This window comes from Flavobacteriales bacterium (genome assembly GCA_016715895.1).
Classification (GTDB): domain Bacteria; phylum Bacteroidota; class Bacteroidia; order Flavobacteriales_F; family PHOS-HE28; genus PHOS-HE28.
On record JADJXH010000004.1, the window covers coordinates 838608 to 855892 of the forward strand.

The window sequence follows — 17285 nt, forward strand, 5'->3', positions numbered from 1 at the left end:
GGCCAGGTCCGACCGGGGCAGGCTCACCCACCGGCCAAGCGCCTGAGGTTTATCACTTCCTTGTCCAGCGCCTGGTCGGCTTGGGGCGAGGCGGGCGGCATGGGGTCCGGGTCGCTCAGGCCACCGCGCGCTTGGACCGGCGTGACACCGTCCGGGTGGGCCGTGTCAGCATGCGGCTCATGGTGCTCAGCAGGAACCCGCGCAGGCTCAAATGCTCATCCAACTCCGGCCATTCCACACCAGCCCCGTCCGGAAGCAGTTCATAGCGGCTCAACTGGGCCGCAGTGGCCTTGGCCAAACGTTGAAAACTGTCCAATGGGAACTCCAGGCGGCCGCTGTTCAACATCACCAGCAGCAGATTCGCATCCTTGATGGCATGTACGGCCGTGATGCGTACACCATGCTCCCGGATCAAGGCATTGACGGGATCCTGGATGATCGGCTTTCTAGTGCTCATGGCTTGAAGTGTGCGTTCCACGCTTTGATGATGCGCGCCTTGTTGGCCTTCACCAGTGCCTCCGCTCGCCGGACCTCCTGCACTTTCATGCGTCCATTGTCATCGGCAAGCATCACCGGCTCAAGCCAATACTTCACCAGTCCATCCCCTTTGCGCACATGCACGTGCATGGGCTCGTTGTTCTCGTTGCTGTAGAAGTGGAACGCATAGCCCTCGATGTCCGGTTTGATCGCCTTGGGTGCCATGCGTGTGCTCCAAAGTTAACCCGCTCGCATGGCCTCCGGCTCTGCTTCGCCTACTTCCGCTCCTTCACCACCCGTTCCTTCACCGTCACGATGAACCTCCTCTACCGCCGCACAGGCGTCCCGATAGTCGCACAGGCGTCCCGCCTGTGTCCACGCCTCACAGGCGTCCCGTTGAAGTCGCACAGGCGTCCCGCGTGTGTCCGCCCCTCACAGGCGGGACGCCTGTGCGACGTTATACGCTGGGGCGGTTTGAGCGTCGCGTACGGATCCGAGCCCCTCACCCCCGCCACACCTGCGGCACGGGCACGCGATCAGCCCCAGCGCGATCGCTCGGCGCACCAGACCCACCCGCGTGCGCACGCCCAATTTCCGGTACAGCTTTTCCAGGTGCGTGCGCACCGTGCGCGCGCTGATGCCCAGCACGGCAGGCAGCTCCTTCACCCCCGGCTCATCGTCGCCACAGAGCAGCCGGCAGATCCGCCGTTCCTGCGCCGTCAACCGTTCCAGCACCGAAGCCGCATCCATCCGGGCTTCCATCCCTACCAAGGTGGCTCAACCGGTCTTCCACTCCGCACCCTGTGTTGATCGGTTCTCCACGATCGATCGTGCGATCGGAGCCTGATCCAGTGTTTTTATGAAAAGCACATCCCCATCCTTGATCGCATTGTTCGCGTGTGCACCCCGCCAACACAGACAAAGCGAACGCCCCGGCACGCACCCCTGTCGGGGTCGGCCGGGGCGTTCTGCCACGGGGTCCTGGTGCTCAGGCGGCGGCCATCGCACGGCAGGGCTCGCTCCTGCTGCTTTCGCCGGCGGCACCGATGGCGCTCACCGCGAACCAGTAGAAACGGCCCGGCTCCAACTGATCCACATCGAAGCGGCTCTTGGTGGTGACACCGATGAGCTGCCAGGTGAAGGGGTCGTTGCTGCTGCTCATGTACACGTGGTGCATGTCGCAGCCGTCCTCACGCTGCCAGCGCAGGCTCACCCGGCCCTCCATGTTCGTGACCCGCGTGCCCAGGTTGCGCGGCGGCGCCAGCTCGCCCACCGGCCCTCCGCGGTCCACCACTTCGAAGCCGCTGCTCTTGATCACCGTGGCATCGCCGGCGCTGGCCATCTGCACGTAGCCGGCCCACTGCTTCACGGCCTCCACCAGGGCCGCTTCCGCCGTGTCGCGCTCCCGGTACTCCCGCCGGCCCCGGTTGGCCTCCACCGCCGCGTTCTTCGCCACCAGTTCGTCCACCAGCGTCTGGAAGGCCGCCGGCGTCGGCACCGGGTTGGGGAACGCGGGGTTGCCGTTCACGTTGTCGTGCAACGCCTGCGCTTTGGCCACGAGCCCCGTGGCGGGGAGGCCGGTGAGGCCCAGTTTCACTCTTGCCATTGTGTTGGGGCACTTCTGCTGCGCAACCCCGGCGCGTTGGTTAGTGGGCCTTGTTCGCAGGGGCGGCCCCCGTCGTTGCGCATCCCCCATCGGTCATTTGGCCGAGGGGGGCACCGCAACCCACGCTCCCGCTTCCGCAGGCACCCGACCGGGGCGGCCTGCAGCGCGCCGCGCGCCCACCGGCCCATCCGCATCCGCACCCGAACGCCGCGCGGTCGGGTCCACATTTCCCGTAGTCGGATCCAAACGCCCCGCGTCCGGGTCCACATTCCGCGAGACTGGATCCAAACGCCGCATGACCGGGTCCACATTCCCCGAAGGTGGATGCGAACGCCGCACGTCCGGGTCTACATTCCTCCAGACTGGATCCAAACGCTCCGCGTTCAGGTCCACATTCCGCGAGACTGGATCCAAACGCCCCGCGTTCGGGTCCACATTTCCCGAGACCGGATTCAAACGCCTCACGTTCGGGTCCACATTCCGCGAGATCGGATCCAAACGCCTCGCGTTCGGGTCCACATTTCCCGAAGGTGGATGCGAACGCCCAGCACCTTGACCAAGGACCAAGGACCAAGAACCGAAGCCCACCGCACGCACACCACCCCTGCCCAGCACCGCTCCGCCTCCGGCGGCCGAATGCCTAAGGACCAGCCGACCATTCCCTGCGGATCGATGGTCCATCGGCCCTTGGTGCCGAAGGCCTTGGCCTGGGCTGATGAGCTGGGGCCGCCGGAGGGACGGCCTGCATGCGCGACTCCCGATCATCTTTGTCCCATGGGCCGCTCATCCCCCCACTTGGTGCAGGAACACCTGGAGCTGATCAGCGGCGAGGTCTTCGAGGAGTTCGGCGCGGTGATCACCGGCCTCGTGGGCGGCCGCAACGGCATCTATGCGCTCTACGATGGCGACCGCCTGTACTACGTGGGGTTGGCCACCGACCTCAAGACCCGCCTGAAGGCCCACCTGCGCGACCGGCACAAGGACCTGTGGGACCGCTTCAGCGTGTACGTCACCAACGGCGATGCGCACATGAAGGAGCTGGAATCGTTGATGCTGCGCGTGATCCAACCCCAGGGCAACCGGGTGAAGGGGCGCCTCCACGGCTCGCAGGACCAACGGGGCGAGCTGGAGCGCCGCATCAAACACGCCCAGCAGGCGCTGCTCCACGGCATCATTGGCAAGGCCACCGCATCATCGGCCGGCCGGCCTTCCCGGCCTGCTGCGAAGCGCGTCCGCCCGGCAGCGAAGAACAGCCGCACCGATGGCCTGCGCGGCCACGGGGCCACCGGGGTGGTCTTCCTGCGCGCCCAGCACAAGGGCCGCACCTACAAGGCCACCCTGCACACGAACGGACAGGTGAAGGTCGGCGGCACGCTGTACCCTTCCCTTAGCGCTGCCGGTCAAGCGGTGACCAAGCGCAGCACCAACGGCCGCACTTTCTGGCGCGTGCGCACAGCGGATGGGACCTGGGTGAGCATCGGGTCGCTGGAGGTGTGAGCGAAGCCAGGAGCCAGCGCGGCGACCATCCACGCCCACAAAGAGCACGGCGCGCTCGTGGAGCGCAGGGACCTCCTCTAGCCTCGCACAGGCGTTCCTTTGAAGTCGCACAGGCGTCCCGCCTGTCTTCAACCCTCACAGGCGTCCCGTTGAAGTCGCACAGGCGTCCCGCCTGTGTCCACGCCTCACAAGCGTTCCTTTGAAGTCGCACAGGCGTCCCGCCTGTGTACACGCCTCACAGGCGGGACGCCTGTGCGACACCATGCGCCGGGCTCACGCCTTCCGATGCTTCGCCTTCTTCCGCTGCGTCTCCAGCCGGGCCTTCAGCTTCACGTTGAACCTCCTCTACCTCGTACAGGCGTTCCGATGAAGTCGCACAGGCGTCCCGCCTGTGTACACCCCTCACAGGCGGGACGCCTGTGCGACGCCATGCGCCGGGCCTCACGCCTTCCGCTGCTTCGGCTTCTTCCCCGGCTTCGCTTGCTCCACCCGCTCCTTCACCGCCGCGATGATCGTCGCCAGGTTCGACCGGCGCAGGCTCACCCACCGGCCCTTCATCCGCACCTGGAGCACTTCACCATCGCGCAACAACCGCGCCGGCAGGCCCGTCAGGTCTTCTTCGCCCGTGGCCAGGATGCGCTTGATCGCCCGCAGCAGCTCGAGGAGCACGATGTCCTTCATGACGGATCACATTGGATTCCTTTGACCAGCGCCTGATGGGCCTTGAGCAGCGCGAGCGACATAGGTTCCGGGTCAGAAAACCGTGTCCAGGGAAGCGGCCTTGAGGATCCGGGCCTTCGAAGAATACCGCGGGCTCTGTGGGGCCTTCCCTTTCACCTTGCCCAAAGGGACCCGCTTTATCTTCTCCGCCTTGCCAGTGAAGGTCACGATGTACTTGTTCGTCTCGCGATACTGTTGGATGCTCTTGACCGTGGCAAGGTGAGTAATGGCGGACTCTGGTGATACCTGATAGGCTGCGATGTACTTGATCTTAGGGATCATCGAGGGATTCACACGGATCGCATACCAGGCATCCTCGCCAAGGAAAACCGCTTTGAACCCGTCCTCTCGTGCCGGTACCACGATGGTATCCAACTCCGAGACATCCACGTGGGCGGTGTCCTCGGTCACCTCGCTTAAGAACGGTTCAAACTCATACAGCACAGTGCCCGTCGCATTCTTGTATCGACGAAGCGTAATGACCTCAACGGGGAACTTGAATCTGCTGATGAGCACTGTTTCCAACTCATCGCTCAAGTCGTCGATCACGAGCAACGCATTGAATGCGTCGGACCTATGCGTAATACGCTCCAAGAGATAGTCGACGTTCTCGTAGTTGTTCTTTCGTGCGAACGTTTCGCATGTCTTCCAATCGTCAGGTCGTTTCTGCAACGCCTCCTTGATGATGTTCTTGACCTGCATCCGTGAAGTCTCGAAGGAGAGGGAGAACTCAAGGATCTGCACGGCTATGTGCTTCAGGTGCTGATGGCTCGCAAGATCCACCTCGACAATGAAGAGCTTGGGGTCCTCGTGGTCAGTCAGGTCGAGCAAATACCCGTCGGGTATGTTCTTCGTCGCACCGCTCTTGCCGATCTTCCGCTTGTCGTTCAGGTAGATCCTGTTCTTACCGAACAAGGGCTCCTTCACATCGGCAACTGAATCCTCCATCGCCGCTTCGCTTTCGAAGGGCATGGGCACGTATCGTTCCTTCTTGTTCCACAGCATGGATCACTTGGCTTTCGTTCGTTTCGACTTCTCCCCCGCCAACAACCCCTTCGTATACTCCTCATACAACTCAAACAGGTACTCCACCCGCTTCGCATCGCTGGGGAAGGGTTGTGGTCGGTAGCACTTGTCCACCGCCTTGTCCAGCGCCTGGTGGGCTTTGAGCAGCACGGGCGGCATGGTGAGCGGGTCGTACAGATCGGCCAGGGAACTGCCGGGGAACTGCGCCCGCGCATCCAACACTCCTTGCGCCGCCGCCTCCACCGCCGCCTTCTGCTCGTCGCTCGGTTGCTGGGGCCAGGGGAAGTTGTTGTAGACGATCGTGTTTGAGTAGCGGAAGTCGCTCTTCATTCGACCACAAGTGACAGCCACCCATGCCATGTGCATCATCGACGTGAGCATGCCAAAATGATAGAGCCTGGCATTCGGTACGAGTTGCACCGTGTTGCTCACGATCACCTCAGCTGGCAGAAATGCCATAGGGATGTAGGTGCGCCTTTCGGATGAGACTTCCGGAACGGCGATGAACGTGGTTTCGGGCTGGGCTACCTGTGCGAACAGGGTTGGAGTCGCGGCCTTCTTCCGGGTCGCTTCAGCCTTGCTCGCCAGGCGTTCTCTTCGCACTGCATCCACCCGCGCCTTGACATGCGGCAAGCTGTTCAACTCTGCGGGACTGATATCAGGGAGCCAAAGGCACCAGCGTTGTCGGCCATTGATAAAGTCGCCGCCGCTGAGGAACGGGCGTATCCACTTCGCGGCGTTCGGCTCTTGACGGAGGAACTCATCTTTCGTTGCGTCATCATCAAAGAGGAAGTGCCCACCGTCGGTCGGCTTGTTGCCCCACACCATCCTCGGGACCGGGCACAGTGGTTCACTACGATTGCTGATCACCAGATCTGGGCCGCCGACCAGATAGGGATTGATGTTCGATACCCTTGAAGCCGTCGGCTCCGATGTGATCGTCTCATACGTGAACAGGTGCTTCACAGCGACATCGTAGGCTGCGAACCCGATGATGACGCAATGGACCGCCGCATTCCCACGAGCCTCGTTGTTCCACCGAAAGGTCTGGTGCGCAAAGTGGATCTTCACATGGTACCGGTTGAACATCTCGTTCCAGAGCAGTCCGACTTGTTCACCCTGTGCAATGGAGTTCGTAGAGACGAAGCCAACCTTGGTCTGTGATCCCTGAATGAGCTCAGCCGCCTTGATGTACCAAGCAGATACGAAGTCCAGAACACCGTGCCCCTTGATCTTGGCCATCACGTGGTCCATATCCTCCTTTTGCTCGGCGTTCTGGTAGTGATGGCCTAAGAACGGCGGGTTCCCCAGGATGAAATCGTACCGTTTCCCTACCGGCAGCAGGCTCTGCCAGTCGGTGCGCAGGGCGTTGGCGTTGGCGATGGTGGCGCTGCTGCGCAGGGGGATGCGCACCATGTACTCCCCGAAGGCGGCGCTCACCTCCTGGTTCAGCTGGTGGTCCGTGAGCCACAGGGCCACCTGCGCGATCTGCGCGGGGAACTCGTCCAGCTCGATGCCATAAAAGCGGTCCACGTTCAGGCGCACCAGGTGGTCCACGTCCATCACCTGCTGGCCCTTCTGCAGGGCGCGGATCACCTCCATCTCCAGGCGCCGCAGTTCGCGGTAGGTGATCACCAAAAAGTTGCCGCAGCCGCAGGCCGGGTCCAGAAAGCGCAGCTCGCTCAGCTTCTGGTGGAACTTCTCCAGCTTGGGGGTGCTGCCCTTCACCTGCGCGAACTCGTCCCACAGCGCATCGAGGAAGAGCGGCTTGATGAGCTTGAGGATGTTCTGCTCGCTGGTGTAGTGCGCCCCCAGGTTGCGCCGCTGCTTGGGGTCCATGGCGCTCTGGAACAGCGCACCGAAGATGGCCGGGCTGATGCGGCCCCAGTCCAAGGAGGCCAGTTCCAGCAGCGTCACGCGCATGGCGCCGTCCCACTCGGCCAGCGGAAGCTGTTCCTCGAAGAGCTTGCCGTTGATGTACTTGAAGTCGGCGAGGCGCTCGTCCAGCGTCCTGGGCCGCTTGTCCTCGGCGGTGTTCAACAGCTGGAAGAGGCGGGCCATCTGGGCGCCGAGGTCGCTGCCGTCCTCGCGGCTTTGGTCGGTGATGAAGGTGTAGAAGGCGTCGCGCTCGAAGATGCCGGTATCGTCGGCGAAGAGGATGAAGAGCAGGCGCACCAGGTAGAGCTCCAGCGCGTGGCGCTCGGGGCTGCCCGGCTGCCCGTCGTAGCCGGTGGCCTTCAGCTCGTCGTGCAGCCGGCCCATCAGCTCGGCCGCGCGGATGTTCACGGGGTCCTGCTCGCGCACGGTGCGCACCTCGTAGCCCGCGATGAAGTCGAAGACCTCGATGCGCTGGGGCAGCTCCTCCAGGGTGAGCTCGGTGAGGGTGCCGGTCTCCAGGTCCTTGAGGCGGAAGCGCTGGAAGTCGCTCACCAGCAGGTAGCGCGGCTTCTCGTGCTCCTTCAGGCCTTGGAAGTAGTCGTTGGCCTGAATGAACGCTTTCTCCAGGTCCTTGCCCTTGCTCTTGTGCTCCACGAGCAGCATCCCGGGCCAGAAGTAGTCGATGTAGCCGTCGCCCTTGCTGAGCTTCTTCACGTGCACCTCATAGCTGCCCACGGTGCGGCTGCGCACGCCGAACACCTCGAAGAACTCGATCCAGAAGGGCTTGGCATCGGCGTCCTCGTTGTGGGCGTTGGCCCACTGCTTGGCAAAGCGGGTGGCGCGGGTGCGGATCTCGCGGCGGGAGAGGGGCATGGGGGATGCGGTGAAAATAGCACGGTCGCTAGCTTGCCTGCATACATCGCGCAGCATGTCACATGGATACGATCGCATCCCCGGCCGCGAAACGCGCATGGTGGTGGGGCTACCCTACGGTTGGGTGGAGCTGATGGGGTTTCTGCGGTGCATGGGCTTTGAGGAGATCGACGCCCTGCAGGCCGGCCTGCTGAAGCACAAGGGCTACATCCACGGCGGCGATCACTACCAGTGGCACCCCAGCGCCAAAGGCCGGCGATGGCTGCACCACGACCCCCGGTTCGACCTCATCTGGGTGCGGCCCGGCAAAGGCGCCTTCCTCTTCGCCGCCCTGCAGCGGCATGCGGCGGCCGCCAAGGCCAAGGCGGAGCGGGGGTGAGGGGGGTGAGCGGTCCATCCGTCCGAGAGGATCGGAGCTACGTCGCTCCCGCTCAACCCTCCAGCGAGTTTCGGTGTCCGTGCGGAGCATGCCCCAGACCCAACAGCGACCTTTGCCCTGCGACGTTAACCCTTCAACCGCCAGACCATGAACATGCAGATCGACGCTACTGCGCCTGAGCTCTTGTGGTACTCGAAGCATCGGCCTTTCTTGGTGGTGGAACAACTGTTCTTCCACCTCACGGGCAACCCAACAGCTTCGCAGTGGAGCAACCGCCTCGCCTCGTCCTCCTTGGTGGTCAACTGTACCCTCGTGGACCTGCACCAGCCGGACAGACCACAGGGATCCACCGGACCGCCCGTGTCACTGAATGCTCTGATCACTCCGGCCATGAAACAACCCTGGCTGCCGCTGGGCAACCACTGGCGCTTTGATCCGCCTGTGTTGCGTCCGGAGGATCGTATCGGCTCACCTCAGTGGGAGGTTCGGCTCTGGTTGAAGGACTTCTCCTGGCAACCTGAGGAGTCCGTGGTCATCTCGCTGGAGACCGATGCGGAGCTTGTTAAGCCCGTTCCGGCCTAGTGCACACGATTGCGAGGGGCCAGCTTCCTCATGTATGCCGTCGTGGTCGGGTACGTAGCCGACTCCTACGATCGGCACGAGCGTGGACGCTCGCGCCAGTGTGGGCTGGTGGGACACCCTGCGTTGGTCTAAGTGGTCCAAGCGGATACCCCGCTACGTCTCAGAATTTCATCTATCGATTGACGTCTTTCAGCCAATCCTTGGCAATGTTATTCAGATAAGTAGGTGGAAGTGACAGTATCCTGCCCGTATCAAGCCCCTCGTCTCGTTTAAGGAGCAACATTGTGCACAAAATTATTTCAGCAAACACGAGGTCAATAATCTCGTCTGGCACACTTTCGATTAAAAAGTTCACCGCTGTTCCCTGGCGTGCAACATAAACCCATTTGCCATTAGGCAGTTCGTATTGAACCAAATGATCGGTTACATGTGTAGTTCCGATAGCTAGGTCACGCAACCCACGAACATCAAACTCAGTGTCCTTGGAACCAGCACTTGCGAGAATTGCTCCGTTCTTACATTCCTCAATATCCTCCAGTGTGATGGCGCCCTCACCAGTAGCGGAAACGACCAAATCGCTTCGCATCAGCAACTCCCGTTTCTTATGGACATGGTAGCCTCGGCTAAAGGCATTGAGAATGCGGTGGTCGTGCTTGTCGTACACCGCGACCGTAAGCTTACGCGCTTTCAAAGCTGATGCAACATTCTTTCCTATCATGCCATAACCAACCACAAGGGCAGATCTTCCACTGATCGTCACACCGATATCTCTGAGTATCTGATCCAAGGCAGTTGCTACAGAGTCACCCACAAAGCGTGCTTCAATCTCCTTGAGCGGACTCCTCGCCACGGAGAAAACAGGGCACTGGATGCCCTCAACGCACTTGTTATACCGATTGTGGCCGAACGTAGTATCCTCAACCACGCCCGCTAAATGATGGGCATCGTCATTACTTAGTTGAGCAATGAATGGGGCAAAATACCCGCCCACCTCATGCACTACAATTTTCTTGTTATCGCGTTTACTGGCAGCAATTGCCTCTGATAGGGTACGGGGTATGACCTCGCTTTGCTCCAATTCCTCATAAGAGTGACCGCGAACATCAATTCCCGCATCCACAAGTCGTTGTAGAGCCTCTGAATCGATGGAGAACGGCTTACTGAAGACCCGGAAGATCTCAGCGCCTGCATCTCGGAGCATCAATAGCAGGTCGGCGGTGTCCTTAAGCACGTGCTGAAGAACGATAAGCCTCAGACCCGCAAGAGCGTGGCGATTGCGCTCTTGTCTGAGATACTTGCCACAAACTCTTAGCTGATCTCTATTCCTGATGTGGTACATGTCCTTGAAGGGTGAGGTCAATGTATGACTCAGCCACCGCAGGACCAATATCCTCCGCCACCAACGCTTTCAGTACATCCTCGGTCTGTTTGAAATAACCCATTGGTTCATCCTGAGTTTGAACCTCGGTTTCAATCTCTAGGAAGTCACCCAGCCCTTCAACTTGATCAACATGAATGCGGACATTCTCGACCGTATACAGCTCGCGGGTTTTCTTCACCACTCCTTTCAGTCCGTAATTCTTCGTAAAATTCTTTAGTGCGGCTTGAAAGGAATCTTTCGATGCATACGGAATGATCCTATACTCCGAAACCTTTATGGTTGGCACGTCCGCGCGCTGGTATTGAATGAGTTCACATCGTCCGTCCTCGTATTCACGGAGCTTCAACTTCGATCCCGAATAGTTGACGTAATAGTCTGTCTGTGTATGTCGCTCGCATGACAAGCCTCGTAGGCCTTCTTCGATTGCCTTGCGATTGCTAAGGCGAAACTTCCCTTCAACATTGACCGGCATCTGTATCGTTGCTTTTGTGGTCCTTGGTCGATGGCCTCAATGTAACGCCTAACCTACCCACTTACCCCCTCATCTCTGAGAGCTATTATGAGAATAGTTGATTTCGGCCGTTCGCAGACCGATAGTAATAGTATTGGGGAGCGTATTAGATTAGGAAGGTTCATTTTCTGGGGTTCAATGGATGCTCGAAAAACTCCAAATCTTCAGACTCAACCTTCAGAACTTTCCCACTCTTCAGTTCCACTACTGCATACAGTTGACTTTGCTGAAATCCCTCATCATTGTAGTAGTGTACGAACCACCTGTGGAAAGCACCTTCCTCAATCTTGTCGGGCACGGTGACAGTCCCCTCTTTCGAGAAGCGGTTGTGAGCACGCTCGATACGCACCTTACATGGACGACGTTCCTCGATAGACATGACTCCTCCTGTGTTTACAGGTCCTATCCACTACACATCTCACAGCTGTCCGGGTTATCCAGGCTGCAGGCGATCTCGGCCTGGGCCTGGCTGAGGGTGCTGGCGCGCTGGGTGGCCAGGTCGCCGGCCACGGGCCCGGTGACGGTGGGTGCGCTGAGCACGGGCTCCACCACGGCCTCGGCGGCGGGGGCCACTTCGCGCACGCGGGCGCCCTCCTGCGCCTTGCCGTTCGCCGCGGGCTCGGCGAGTTTGCTCTTGTCCAGCGTGAACTTGATGGCGTCGGTGGCGGCCTTGGTGCGCAGGTAGTACATGCCGGTCTTCAGCCCCGCCTTCCAGCTGTAGAAGTGCATGCTGGTGAGCTTGGCGAAGTTGACGTTCTCCATGAAGATGTTGAGGCTCTGGCTCTGGCAGATGTAGGCGCCCCGGTCCGCGGCCATGTCGATGATCACCTTCTGGCTGATCTCCCAGGCGGTCTTGTACAGGTCCTTGAGGTTCTGGGGGATCTCCGGGATGTGGGCCACGCTGCCGTTGCTGGCGATGATCTTGTTCTTGAGCTCCTCGCTCCACAGGCCGAGCTTCACCAGGTCGCGCAGCAGGTACTTGTTGACCACGATGAACTCGCCGCTGAGCACGCGGCGGGTGTAGAGGTTGCTGGTGTAGGGCTCGAAGCACTCGTTGTTGCCCAGGATCTGGGCGGTGCTGGCCGTGGGCATGGGGGCCAGCAGCAGGCTGTTGCGCACGCCGTACTGCTTGATCTCGGCGCGCAGCACGTCCCACTCCCAGCGGTCGCTGGGCTTCACGCCCCACAGGTCGGGCTGCAGGATGCCCTGGCTGATGGGGCTGCCGGCGTAGGTCTCGTAGGGCCCCTCCTCCTTCGCCAGGTCCTTGCTGGCGGTGAGGGCGGCGTAGTGGATGGTCTCGAAGATCTCCCGGTTGAGCACCTTGGCCTCCACGCTGTCGAAGGGGTAGCGCATGAGGATGAAGGCGTCGGCCAGGCCCTGCACGCCGATGCCGATGGGGCGGTGGCGCATGTTGCTGCGGCGCGCCTCGGGGATGGGGTAGTAGTTGTTGTCGATGATGCGGTTGAGGTTCCTGGTCAACTGCATCGTGACCTCGAAGAGCTTGTCGTGGTCGAAGCGGCCCTTGTGGACGAACTTGGGCAGGGCGATGGAGCCCAGGTTGCACACGGCGACCTCATCGGCACTGGTGTACTCGATGATCTCGGTGCACAGGTTGCTGCTCTTGATGGTGCCCAGGTTCTGCTGGTTGCTCTTGCGGTTGGCGGCGTCCTTGAACAGGATGTAGGGGGTGCCGGTCTCGATCTGGCTCTCCAGGATCTTGAACCAGAGGTCCTGCGCCTTGATGGTGCGGCGGCCGCGGCCCTCGGCCTCGTACTTCTCGTAGAGGGCCTCGAACTGCTCGCTGTGGGTGTCGCTGAGGCCGGGGCACTCGTTGGGGCACATGAGCGTCCAGTCGCCGTTCTGCTCCACCCGCTTCATGAAGAGGTCGGGGATCCACATGGCGTAGAAGAGGTCGCGGGCGCGCATCTCCTCCTTGCCGTGGTTCTTCTTCAGTTCGAGGAAGTCCTCGATGTCGGCGTGCCAGGGCTCCAGGTAGATGGCGAAGCTGCCCTTGCGCTTGCCGCCGCCCTGGTCCACGTAGCGGGCGGTGTCGTTGAACACGCGCAGCATGGGCACGATGCCGTTGCTGGTGCCGTTGGTGCCCTTGATGTAGCTGCCCTTGGCGCGCAGGTTGTGGATGCTGAGGCCGATGCCGCCGGCGCTCTGGCTGATCTGGGCGCACTGCTTCAGGGTGTCATAGATGCCGCTGATGCTGTCCTCCTTCAGTTGCAGCAGGAAGCAGCTGCTCATCTGCGGCTTGGGGGTGCCGGCGTTGAAGAGCGTGGGCGTGGCGTGGGTGTACCAGCCTTCGCTGAGGTCGTTGTAGGTGCGGATGGCGCTGTCCAGGTCGTGCTTGTGGATGCCCACGGCCACGCGCATCAGCAGGTGCTGGGGGCGCTCCACCACCTTGCCGTCGAGCTTCAGCAGGTAGCTGCGCTCCAGGGTCTTGAAGCCGAAGTAGTCGTACTGGAAGTCGCGGTCGTAGATGATGGCGCTGTCCAGCACCTCGGCGTTGTCGCGGATGATGGCCCACACATCCTCGGCGATAAGGCCGGCCTGCTCGCCGGTCTTGGGGTCGATGTACGCGTAGAGGTCCTTCATGGTCTCGCTGAAGGACTTCTTGGTGTTCTTGTGCAGGTTGCTGACGGCGATGCGGCTGGCGAGCTGGGCGTAGTCCGGGTGGCGCACCGTCATGGTGGCGGCCACTTCGGCGGTGAGGTTGTCCAGCTGGGTGGTGGAGACGCCATCGTAGATGCCGTCGATGACCTTGAGGGTCACCTGGGTGGCATCGACCATGGGGTCCAGCCCGTAGCACAGCTTCTTCACCCGGGCGGTGATCTTGTCGAACTTCACCGCCTCCCGGCGGCCATCGCGCTTCACAACGTACATGCTTCTCTTCGGTTTTGGTCCCTTGGGCGCGGCTCCCGCCTGGCCTCGGGGTGTTGGGTTATGGTGATCCGCTGCGCCGGGGCGACGGGGTTTCCGTCACGGTCCGGGATCGGAAAGGTGGTCGGGGTTCAGGGCCTTCCGGCAGGTGCGGGTCGGCGGTTCTTCAACGGTTGAATGTGAGATCGCTTTCGGGTCGTTCGTTCGGGTCCTGACGGTCGGCTTTTCGACTCTGGCCTCTGGCCTCCAGCCTCTGGCCTCCAGCCTCCAGCCTCCAGCCTCCAGCTTCCGGCCTCCAGCTTCCAGCTTCCGGCTTGTGGCCTGTGGCCTGTGGCTTGTGGCTTGCGGCTTATGGCTTGCGGCTTGTGGCTTGTGGCTTGCGGCTTGTGGCTTGCGTTCAGAAATCGGCGTCCAGGCTGAACTTGTTGGTCTCCTTGTTCTGGGTCATCACCCCGGCCTTCTGGTACTCGCCCACGCGCTTCTCGAAGAAGTTGGTCTTGCCCTGCAGGCTGATCATGTCCATGAAGTCGAAGGGGTTGGCGGCGTGGTAGATCTTCTCGTTGCCCAGCTCCATCAGCAGGCGGTCGGCCACGAACTCGATGTACTGCTGCATCAGCTTGGCGTTCATGCCGATGAGGTTGACGGGCAGCGCGTCGGTGACGAACTCCTTCTCGATCTCCACCGCATCGCGGATGATGGTCTCCACGGTCTTCTTGGGCAGCTTGTTGATGAGGTGCTTGGTGTAGAGCAGGCAGGCGAAATCGCAGTGCAGGCCCTCGTCGCGGCTGATGAGCTCGTTGCTGAAGGAGAGGCCGGGCATGAGGCCGCGCTTCTTGAGCCAGAAGATGCTGCAGAAGCTGCCGCTGAAGAAGATGCCCTCCACGGCGGCGAAGGCGATGAGGCGCTCGGCGAAGCCGCCCTTGCCGATCCAGCGCAGGGCCCACTCGGCCTTCTTCTTCACGCAGTCCACCGTGTCGATGGCGTGCAGCAGGCGGTCCTTCTCCAGGGGGTCCTTGATGTAGGTGTCGATCAGCAGGCTGTAGGTCTCGCTGTGGATGTTCTCCATCATCACCTGGAAGCCGTAGAAGCAACGGCCCTCGGGATATTGCACCTCGTTGAGGAAGTTGACCGCGAGGTTCTCGTTCACGATGCCGTCGCTGGCGGCGAAGAAGGCCAGCACGTGCTTGATGAAGTAGCGCTCGTCGTCGTTGAGCTTGGTGTTCCAGTCCACCAGATCGGGGCTCAGGTCGATCTCCTCGGCGGTCCAGAAGCTGGCCTCGTGCTTCTTGTAGAAGTTCCAGATGTCGTGGTGCTGGATGGGGAAGAGGACGAAGCGGTCCTTGTTCTCCTTCAGCAGGGGCTCGTTGGCCGCGTCGGTGCGGGCGGGCATCACATCGTCCAGGCTCATCTGGGTCTGCTTGGTGCTGTCCATCGGTGTCGGTTCGGGGGGTGGGTCAGGGGAAGAATGGTCCACTGGGTGCCAGCCCCATTTTTTTCGTTCGCGTACTGTTCAGGGTCCCGGAGGCGGGTCGGTGTCGGCTCGTCCCGGGCTTACAAAAGTGGACCCGCACGCCGCCATGGACAACGATCGAACGGGGGGATGTTTCCGAAGTTGTTAACACGCTCCGGTTCCCTGCGCCGATCGGGCGGGGGATCGCCTCGCGATCCGTGCAAGCCTTTTCTTTTCACGATCCCTTAACAACGGCGCGCGGCCTTGCGGGGCGCGGCTTCGAGACGGGCGGCGGGCGGCGCTTCGGCACCGCTGCGGGCCTGTGCGGCGGCGTGCTGCAGGGCGGGGCGCATGGGCGTGGTGCTGCGCCGCTCCGCGGCCGCAACCCGCGATCGGTGGGCTGCGCGCGGCGTGCATGCCACGCAACGCCCGATCGGCGGGGGGTGATGGCGGCCGCGCGGCCGCTCGCACACCGGGGGCGCTGCATGCGGGTGGCCGGTGACGTGCGGGCCTTGTCAGCCGCCGCGTTCAGGACGCGCACGCCGGGCGGGGATCATTCCGGCAGGGTCGGGAGCATGGCCTGCAGTTGCGCTTTCAACGCGGGAAGGTGCACAGCGACCACTTCCGCCAGGATCGCCGTATCGATCCGGAAGTAGTCATGGACCAACCGATGGCGCATGCCGATGACCAGGGCCCAGGGGACTTCCGGGTGGGCTGCGCGGAGCTCCTTGGTCAACATGTTGGCCGCCTCGCCGATCACCTCCACGAGCTTCACCGTACCATACCGCAGCATGCCATCCGCATCCAGCGCTTCCTCCCTGCGCGCATCGGGCCATGCCTCCAGCTGCCGGATGGCCTCCAGCATGTGAAGCAGCCTCGCCCGGTCGGCCTCAGGGGCGCGCATAGATCAACTGCTTGTCGCGGTCCACATAGGGCTTCACATGCGGGCTCAGGCCTTTGGTGGTCACCAGGTCCACGGAACGCGAGAGCAGCGCCTCCAGGTCCAGGCCCATTTGGATGAAGTGCAGGCCGATGGGACGCGAATGGTCCAGTTCCACCAGGATGTCCACATCGCTGCGCTCGTCCGCCTCCTCCCGTGCGTAGGAACCGAACAGGTAGGCCTGCTTCACCGGTTGACCGGCGAAATAGTGCCGCAACCGGGCCAACAGATCATCCGACAGCCGCATGAAGCGAAAGTAGCACGACGGCCCTTGTCAGCCGCCGCGTTCAGGACGCGCACGCCGGGCGGGGGCCTTGCGGGCCTTCTTCACCGGCCGCTGCATCCAGGCGGTGTACACCTCCTCCAGCCCGTCGTACCAGTCCTGCCCGTAGGCGCGCACCAGGGCGCTCTTCAGGAAGCGGAACACCGGCACCTCCAGCCGCTCGCCGCAGGCGCAGGCCGGCGCGCAGATGTCCCACCGCTCGTAGTTGAGGCCGTCGGTGTCCTTGAGCTTCACCACGCGGATGGGGTACAGGTGGCAGCTGATGGGCTTGTTGAAGGGCACCGTGCCGTCGCGGTAGGCCTGTTCGATGCCGCACATCCAGATGCCCTTGGCGTTGCGCTTGGCGAAGACGCACTCCTGGTACTCGCCCACCAGCGGGGTCACCAGTTCGCCGTCGCTGTCCACCAGGCTGGTGTGGCCCTGGTCCTTCACGGCCTTGCGGCCGCGGGCGGTCATGTAGGGCTGCAGGGCGGCGTAGTGCTTGTCGATCAGCCGCGCCTCCTCGGGGGTGAGCGGCGCGCCGCTGTCGCCCTGTTCGCAGCAGGCGCCCTTGCAGGCCGCCAGGTCGCACACGAAGCGCTTCTCGAAGAGGTCCTCGCTGAGCAGGATGCCGCGGTGCTCGATCATGGGGGGGTGCGCAGGAATTGGGCGGGGGAAAGGATGCGTGTGCGTTCGAAGCGCTCCAGGACCAACAGGTCGGCATCGCCGGTGATCAGCAGGAGGACCTCCCGCTGCTCCAGGCGGGCCACCAGGCCCGGGAACGAACGGGTCAGCAGCACGCTCACCCACACGTTCG

General features: G+C 62.1%; 19 protein-coding genes. 3 read left to right on the plus strand and 16 right to left on the minus strand.

Annotation, left to right across the window (positions count from 1 at the left end; all coding sequences use genetic code 11):
* Nucleotides 1-115: 115 nt before the first annotated feature.
* The 4 genes from IPM49_12190 to IPM49_12205 all read right to left on the minus strand — a co-directional run bounded on the left by IPM49_12190 (nt 116) and on the right by IPM49_12205 (nt 2074).
* Nucleotides 116-457, minus strand: coding sequence for a DUF2442 domain-containing protein (locus tag IPM49_12190; protein ID MBK9275280.1), 342 nt, complete (start codon nt 455-457; stop codon nt 116-118).
* Entirely contained in the window at nt 454-702 is a 249-nt protein-coding gene (locus tag IPM49_12195; GenBank protein ID MBK9275281.1) for a DUF4160 domain-containing protein, read from the minus strand. Before IPM49_12195 ends, IPM49_12190 begins: the two co-directional genes overlap by 4 nt.
* Nucleotides 703-909: 207 nt before the next feature.
* Nucleotides 910-1239: a helix-turn-helix transcriptional regulator gene (locus IPM49_12200; protein ID MBK9275282.1), complete on the minus strand. Its 330-nt coding sequence runs from the start codon at nt 1237-1239 to the stop codon at nt 910-912.
* A gap of 226 nt (nt 1240-1465) precedes the next feature.
* Nucleotides 1466-2074, minus strand: coding sequence for a fibronectin type III domain-containing protein (locus IPM49_12205; GenBank protein MBK9275283.1), 609 nt, complete (start codon nt 2072-2074; stop codon nt 1466-1468).
* Nucleotides 2075-2857: 783 nt separating this feature from the next.
* Between IPM49_12205 and IPM49_12210 the strand changes: the two genes are divergently transcribed.
* Nucleotides 2858-3580 (plus strand): DUF2924 domain-containing protein, encoded by a 723-nt coding sequence (locus IPM49_12210; GenBank protein ID MBK9275284.1) that lies wholly within the window; start codon nt 2858-2860, stop codon nt 3578-3580.
* A 441-nt stretch (nt 3581-4021) separates the two neighbouring features.
* Here the strand turns inward: IPM49_12210 and IPM49_12215 are convergent, their stop codons facing one another.
* The 3 genes from IPM49_12215 to IPM49_12225 all read right to left on the minus strand — a co-directional run bounded on the left by IPM49_12215 (nt 4022) and on the right by IPM49_12225 (nt 8077).
* Complete coding sequence (locus IPM49_12215) at nt 4022-4261, minus strand: hypothetical protein (GenBank protein ID MBK9275285.1); 240 nt, start codon at nt 4259-4261, stop codon at nt 4022-4024.
* Between the two features lie 72 nt (nt 4262-4333).
* Entirely contained in the window at nt 4334-5305 is a 972-nt protein-coding gene (locus IPM49_12220; GenBank protein ID MBK9275286.1) for a hypothetical protein, read from the minus strand.
* Nucleotides 5306-5308: 3 nt separating this feature from the next.
* Nucleotides 5309-8077 carry a class I SAM-dependent DNA methyltransferase gene (locus IPM49_12225; GenBank protein MBK9275287.1) on the minus strand — a complete coding sequence of 923 codons (2769 nt, stop codon included), beginning with the start codon at nt 8075-8077 and terminating at the stop codon, nt 5309-5311.
* A gap of 55 nt (nt 8078-8132) precedes the next feature.
* Here IPM49_12225 and IPM49_12230 point away from each other — a divergent pair, with 55 nt between their 5' ends.
* Together IPM49_12230 and IPM49_12235 are read left to right on the plus strand one after the other, a co-directional pair.
* Nucleotides 8133-8456: a hypothetical protein gene (locus IPM49_12230; GenBank protein MBK9275288.1), complete on the plus strand. Its 324-nt coding sequence runs from the start codon at nt 8133-8135 to the stop codon at nt 8454-8456.
* Nucleotides 8457-8603: 147 nt separating this feature from the next.
* Nucleotides 8604-9038, plus strand: a complete 435-nt coding sequence (locus IPM49_12235; GenBank protein MBK9275289.1) for a hypothetical protein — start codon at nt 8604-8606, stop codon at nt 9036-9038.
* Between the two features lie 172 nt (nt 9039-9210).
* Here IPM49_12235 and IPM49_12240 read toward each other — a convergent pair whose 3' ends face one another.
* The 9 genes from IPM49_12240 to IPM49_12280 form a co-directional block, all read right to left on the minus strand.
* Nucleotides 9211-10269 carry a hypothetical protein gene (locus IPM49_12240; protein ID MBK9275290.1) on the minus strand — a complete coding sequence of 353 codons (1059 nt, stop codon included), beginning with the start codon at nt 10267-10269 and terminating at the stop codon, nt 9211-9213.
* An 88-nt stretch (nt 10270-10357) separates the two neighbouring features.
* The gene (locus IPM49_12245) at nt 10358-10891 is read right to left on the minus strand and encodes a class IV adenylate cyclase (protein ID MBK9275291.1); all 534 of its coding nucleotides are present in this window, start codon (nt 10889-10891) and stop codon (nt 10358-10360) included.
* A gap of 160 nt (nt 10892-11051) precedes the next feature.
* Entirely contained in the window at nt 11052-11309 is a 258-nt protein-coding gene (locus tag IPM49_12250) for a hypothetical protein (protein MBK9275292.1), read from the minus strand.
* A gap of 23 nt (nt 11310-11332) precedes the next feature.
* Nucleotides 11333-13819, minus strand: coding sequence for a ribonucleoside-diphosphate reductase subunit alpha (locus IPM49_12255; GenBank protein MBK9275293.1), 2487 nt, complete (start codon nt 13817-13819; stop codon nt 11333-11335).
* 394 nt (nt 13820-14213) lie between these two features.
* Entirely contained in the window at nt 14214-15206 is a 993-nt protein-coding gene (locus IPM49_12260) for a ribonucleotide-diphosphate reductase subunit beta (protein MBK9275294.1), read from the minus strand.
* Between the two features lie 613 nt (nt 15207-15819).
* Nucleotides 15820-16170, minus strand: a complete 351-nt coding sequence (locus tag IPM49_12265) for a DUF86 domain-containing protein (protein MBK9275295.1) — start codon at nt 16168-16170, stop codon at nt 15820-15822.
* On the minus strand, nt 16157-16453 hold the full coding sequence (locus IPM49_12270; protein ID MBK9275296.1) for a nucleotidyltransferase domain-containing protein: 297 nt from the start codon (nt 16451-16453) through the stop codon (nt 16157-16159). Before IPM49_12270 ends, IPM49_12265 begins: the two co-directional genes overlap by 14 nt.
* Before the next feature lie 27 nt (nt 16454-16480).
* A complete protein-coding gene (locus IPM49_12275) occupies nt 16481-17116 on the minus strand; it encodes a DUF3109 family protein (protein ID MBK9275297.1) in 636 nt (211 codons plus the stop codon).
* Nucleotides 17113-17274, minus strand: a complete 162-nt coding sequence (locus IPM49_12280; protein MBK9275298.1) for a hypothetical protein — start codon at nt 17272-17274, stop codon at nt 17113-17115. Before IPM49_12280 ends, IPM49_12275 begins: the two co-directional genes overlap by 4 nt.
* Nucleotides 17275-17285 lie beyond the last annotated feature (11 nt).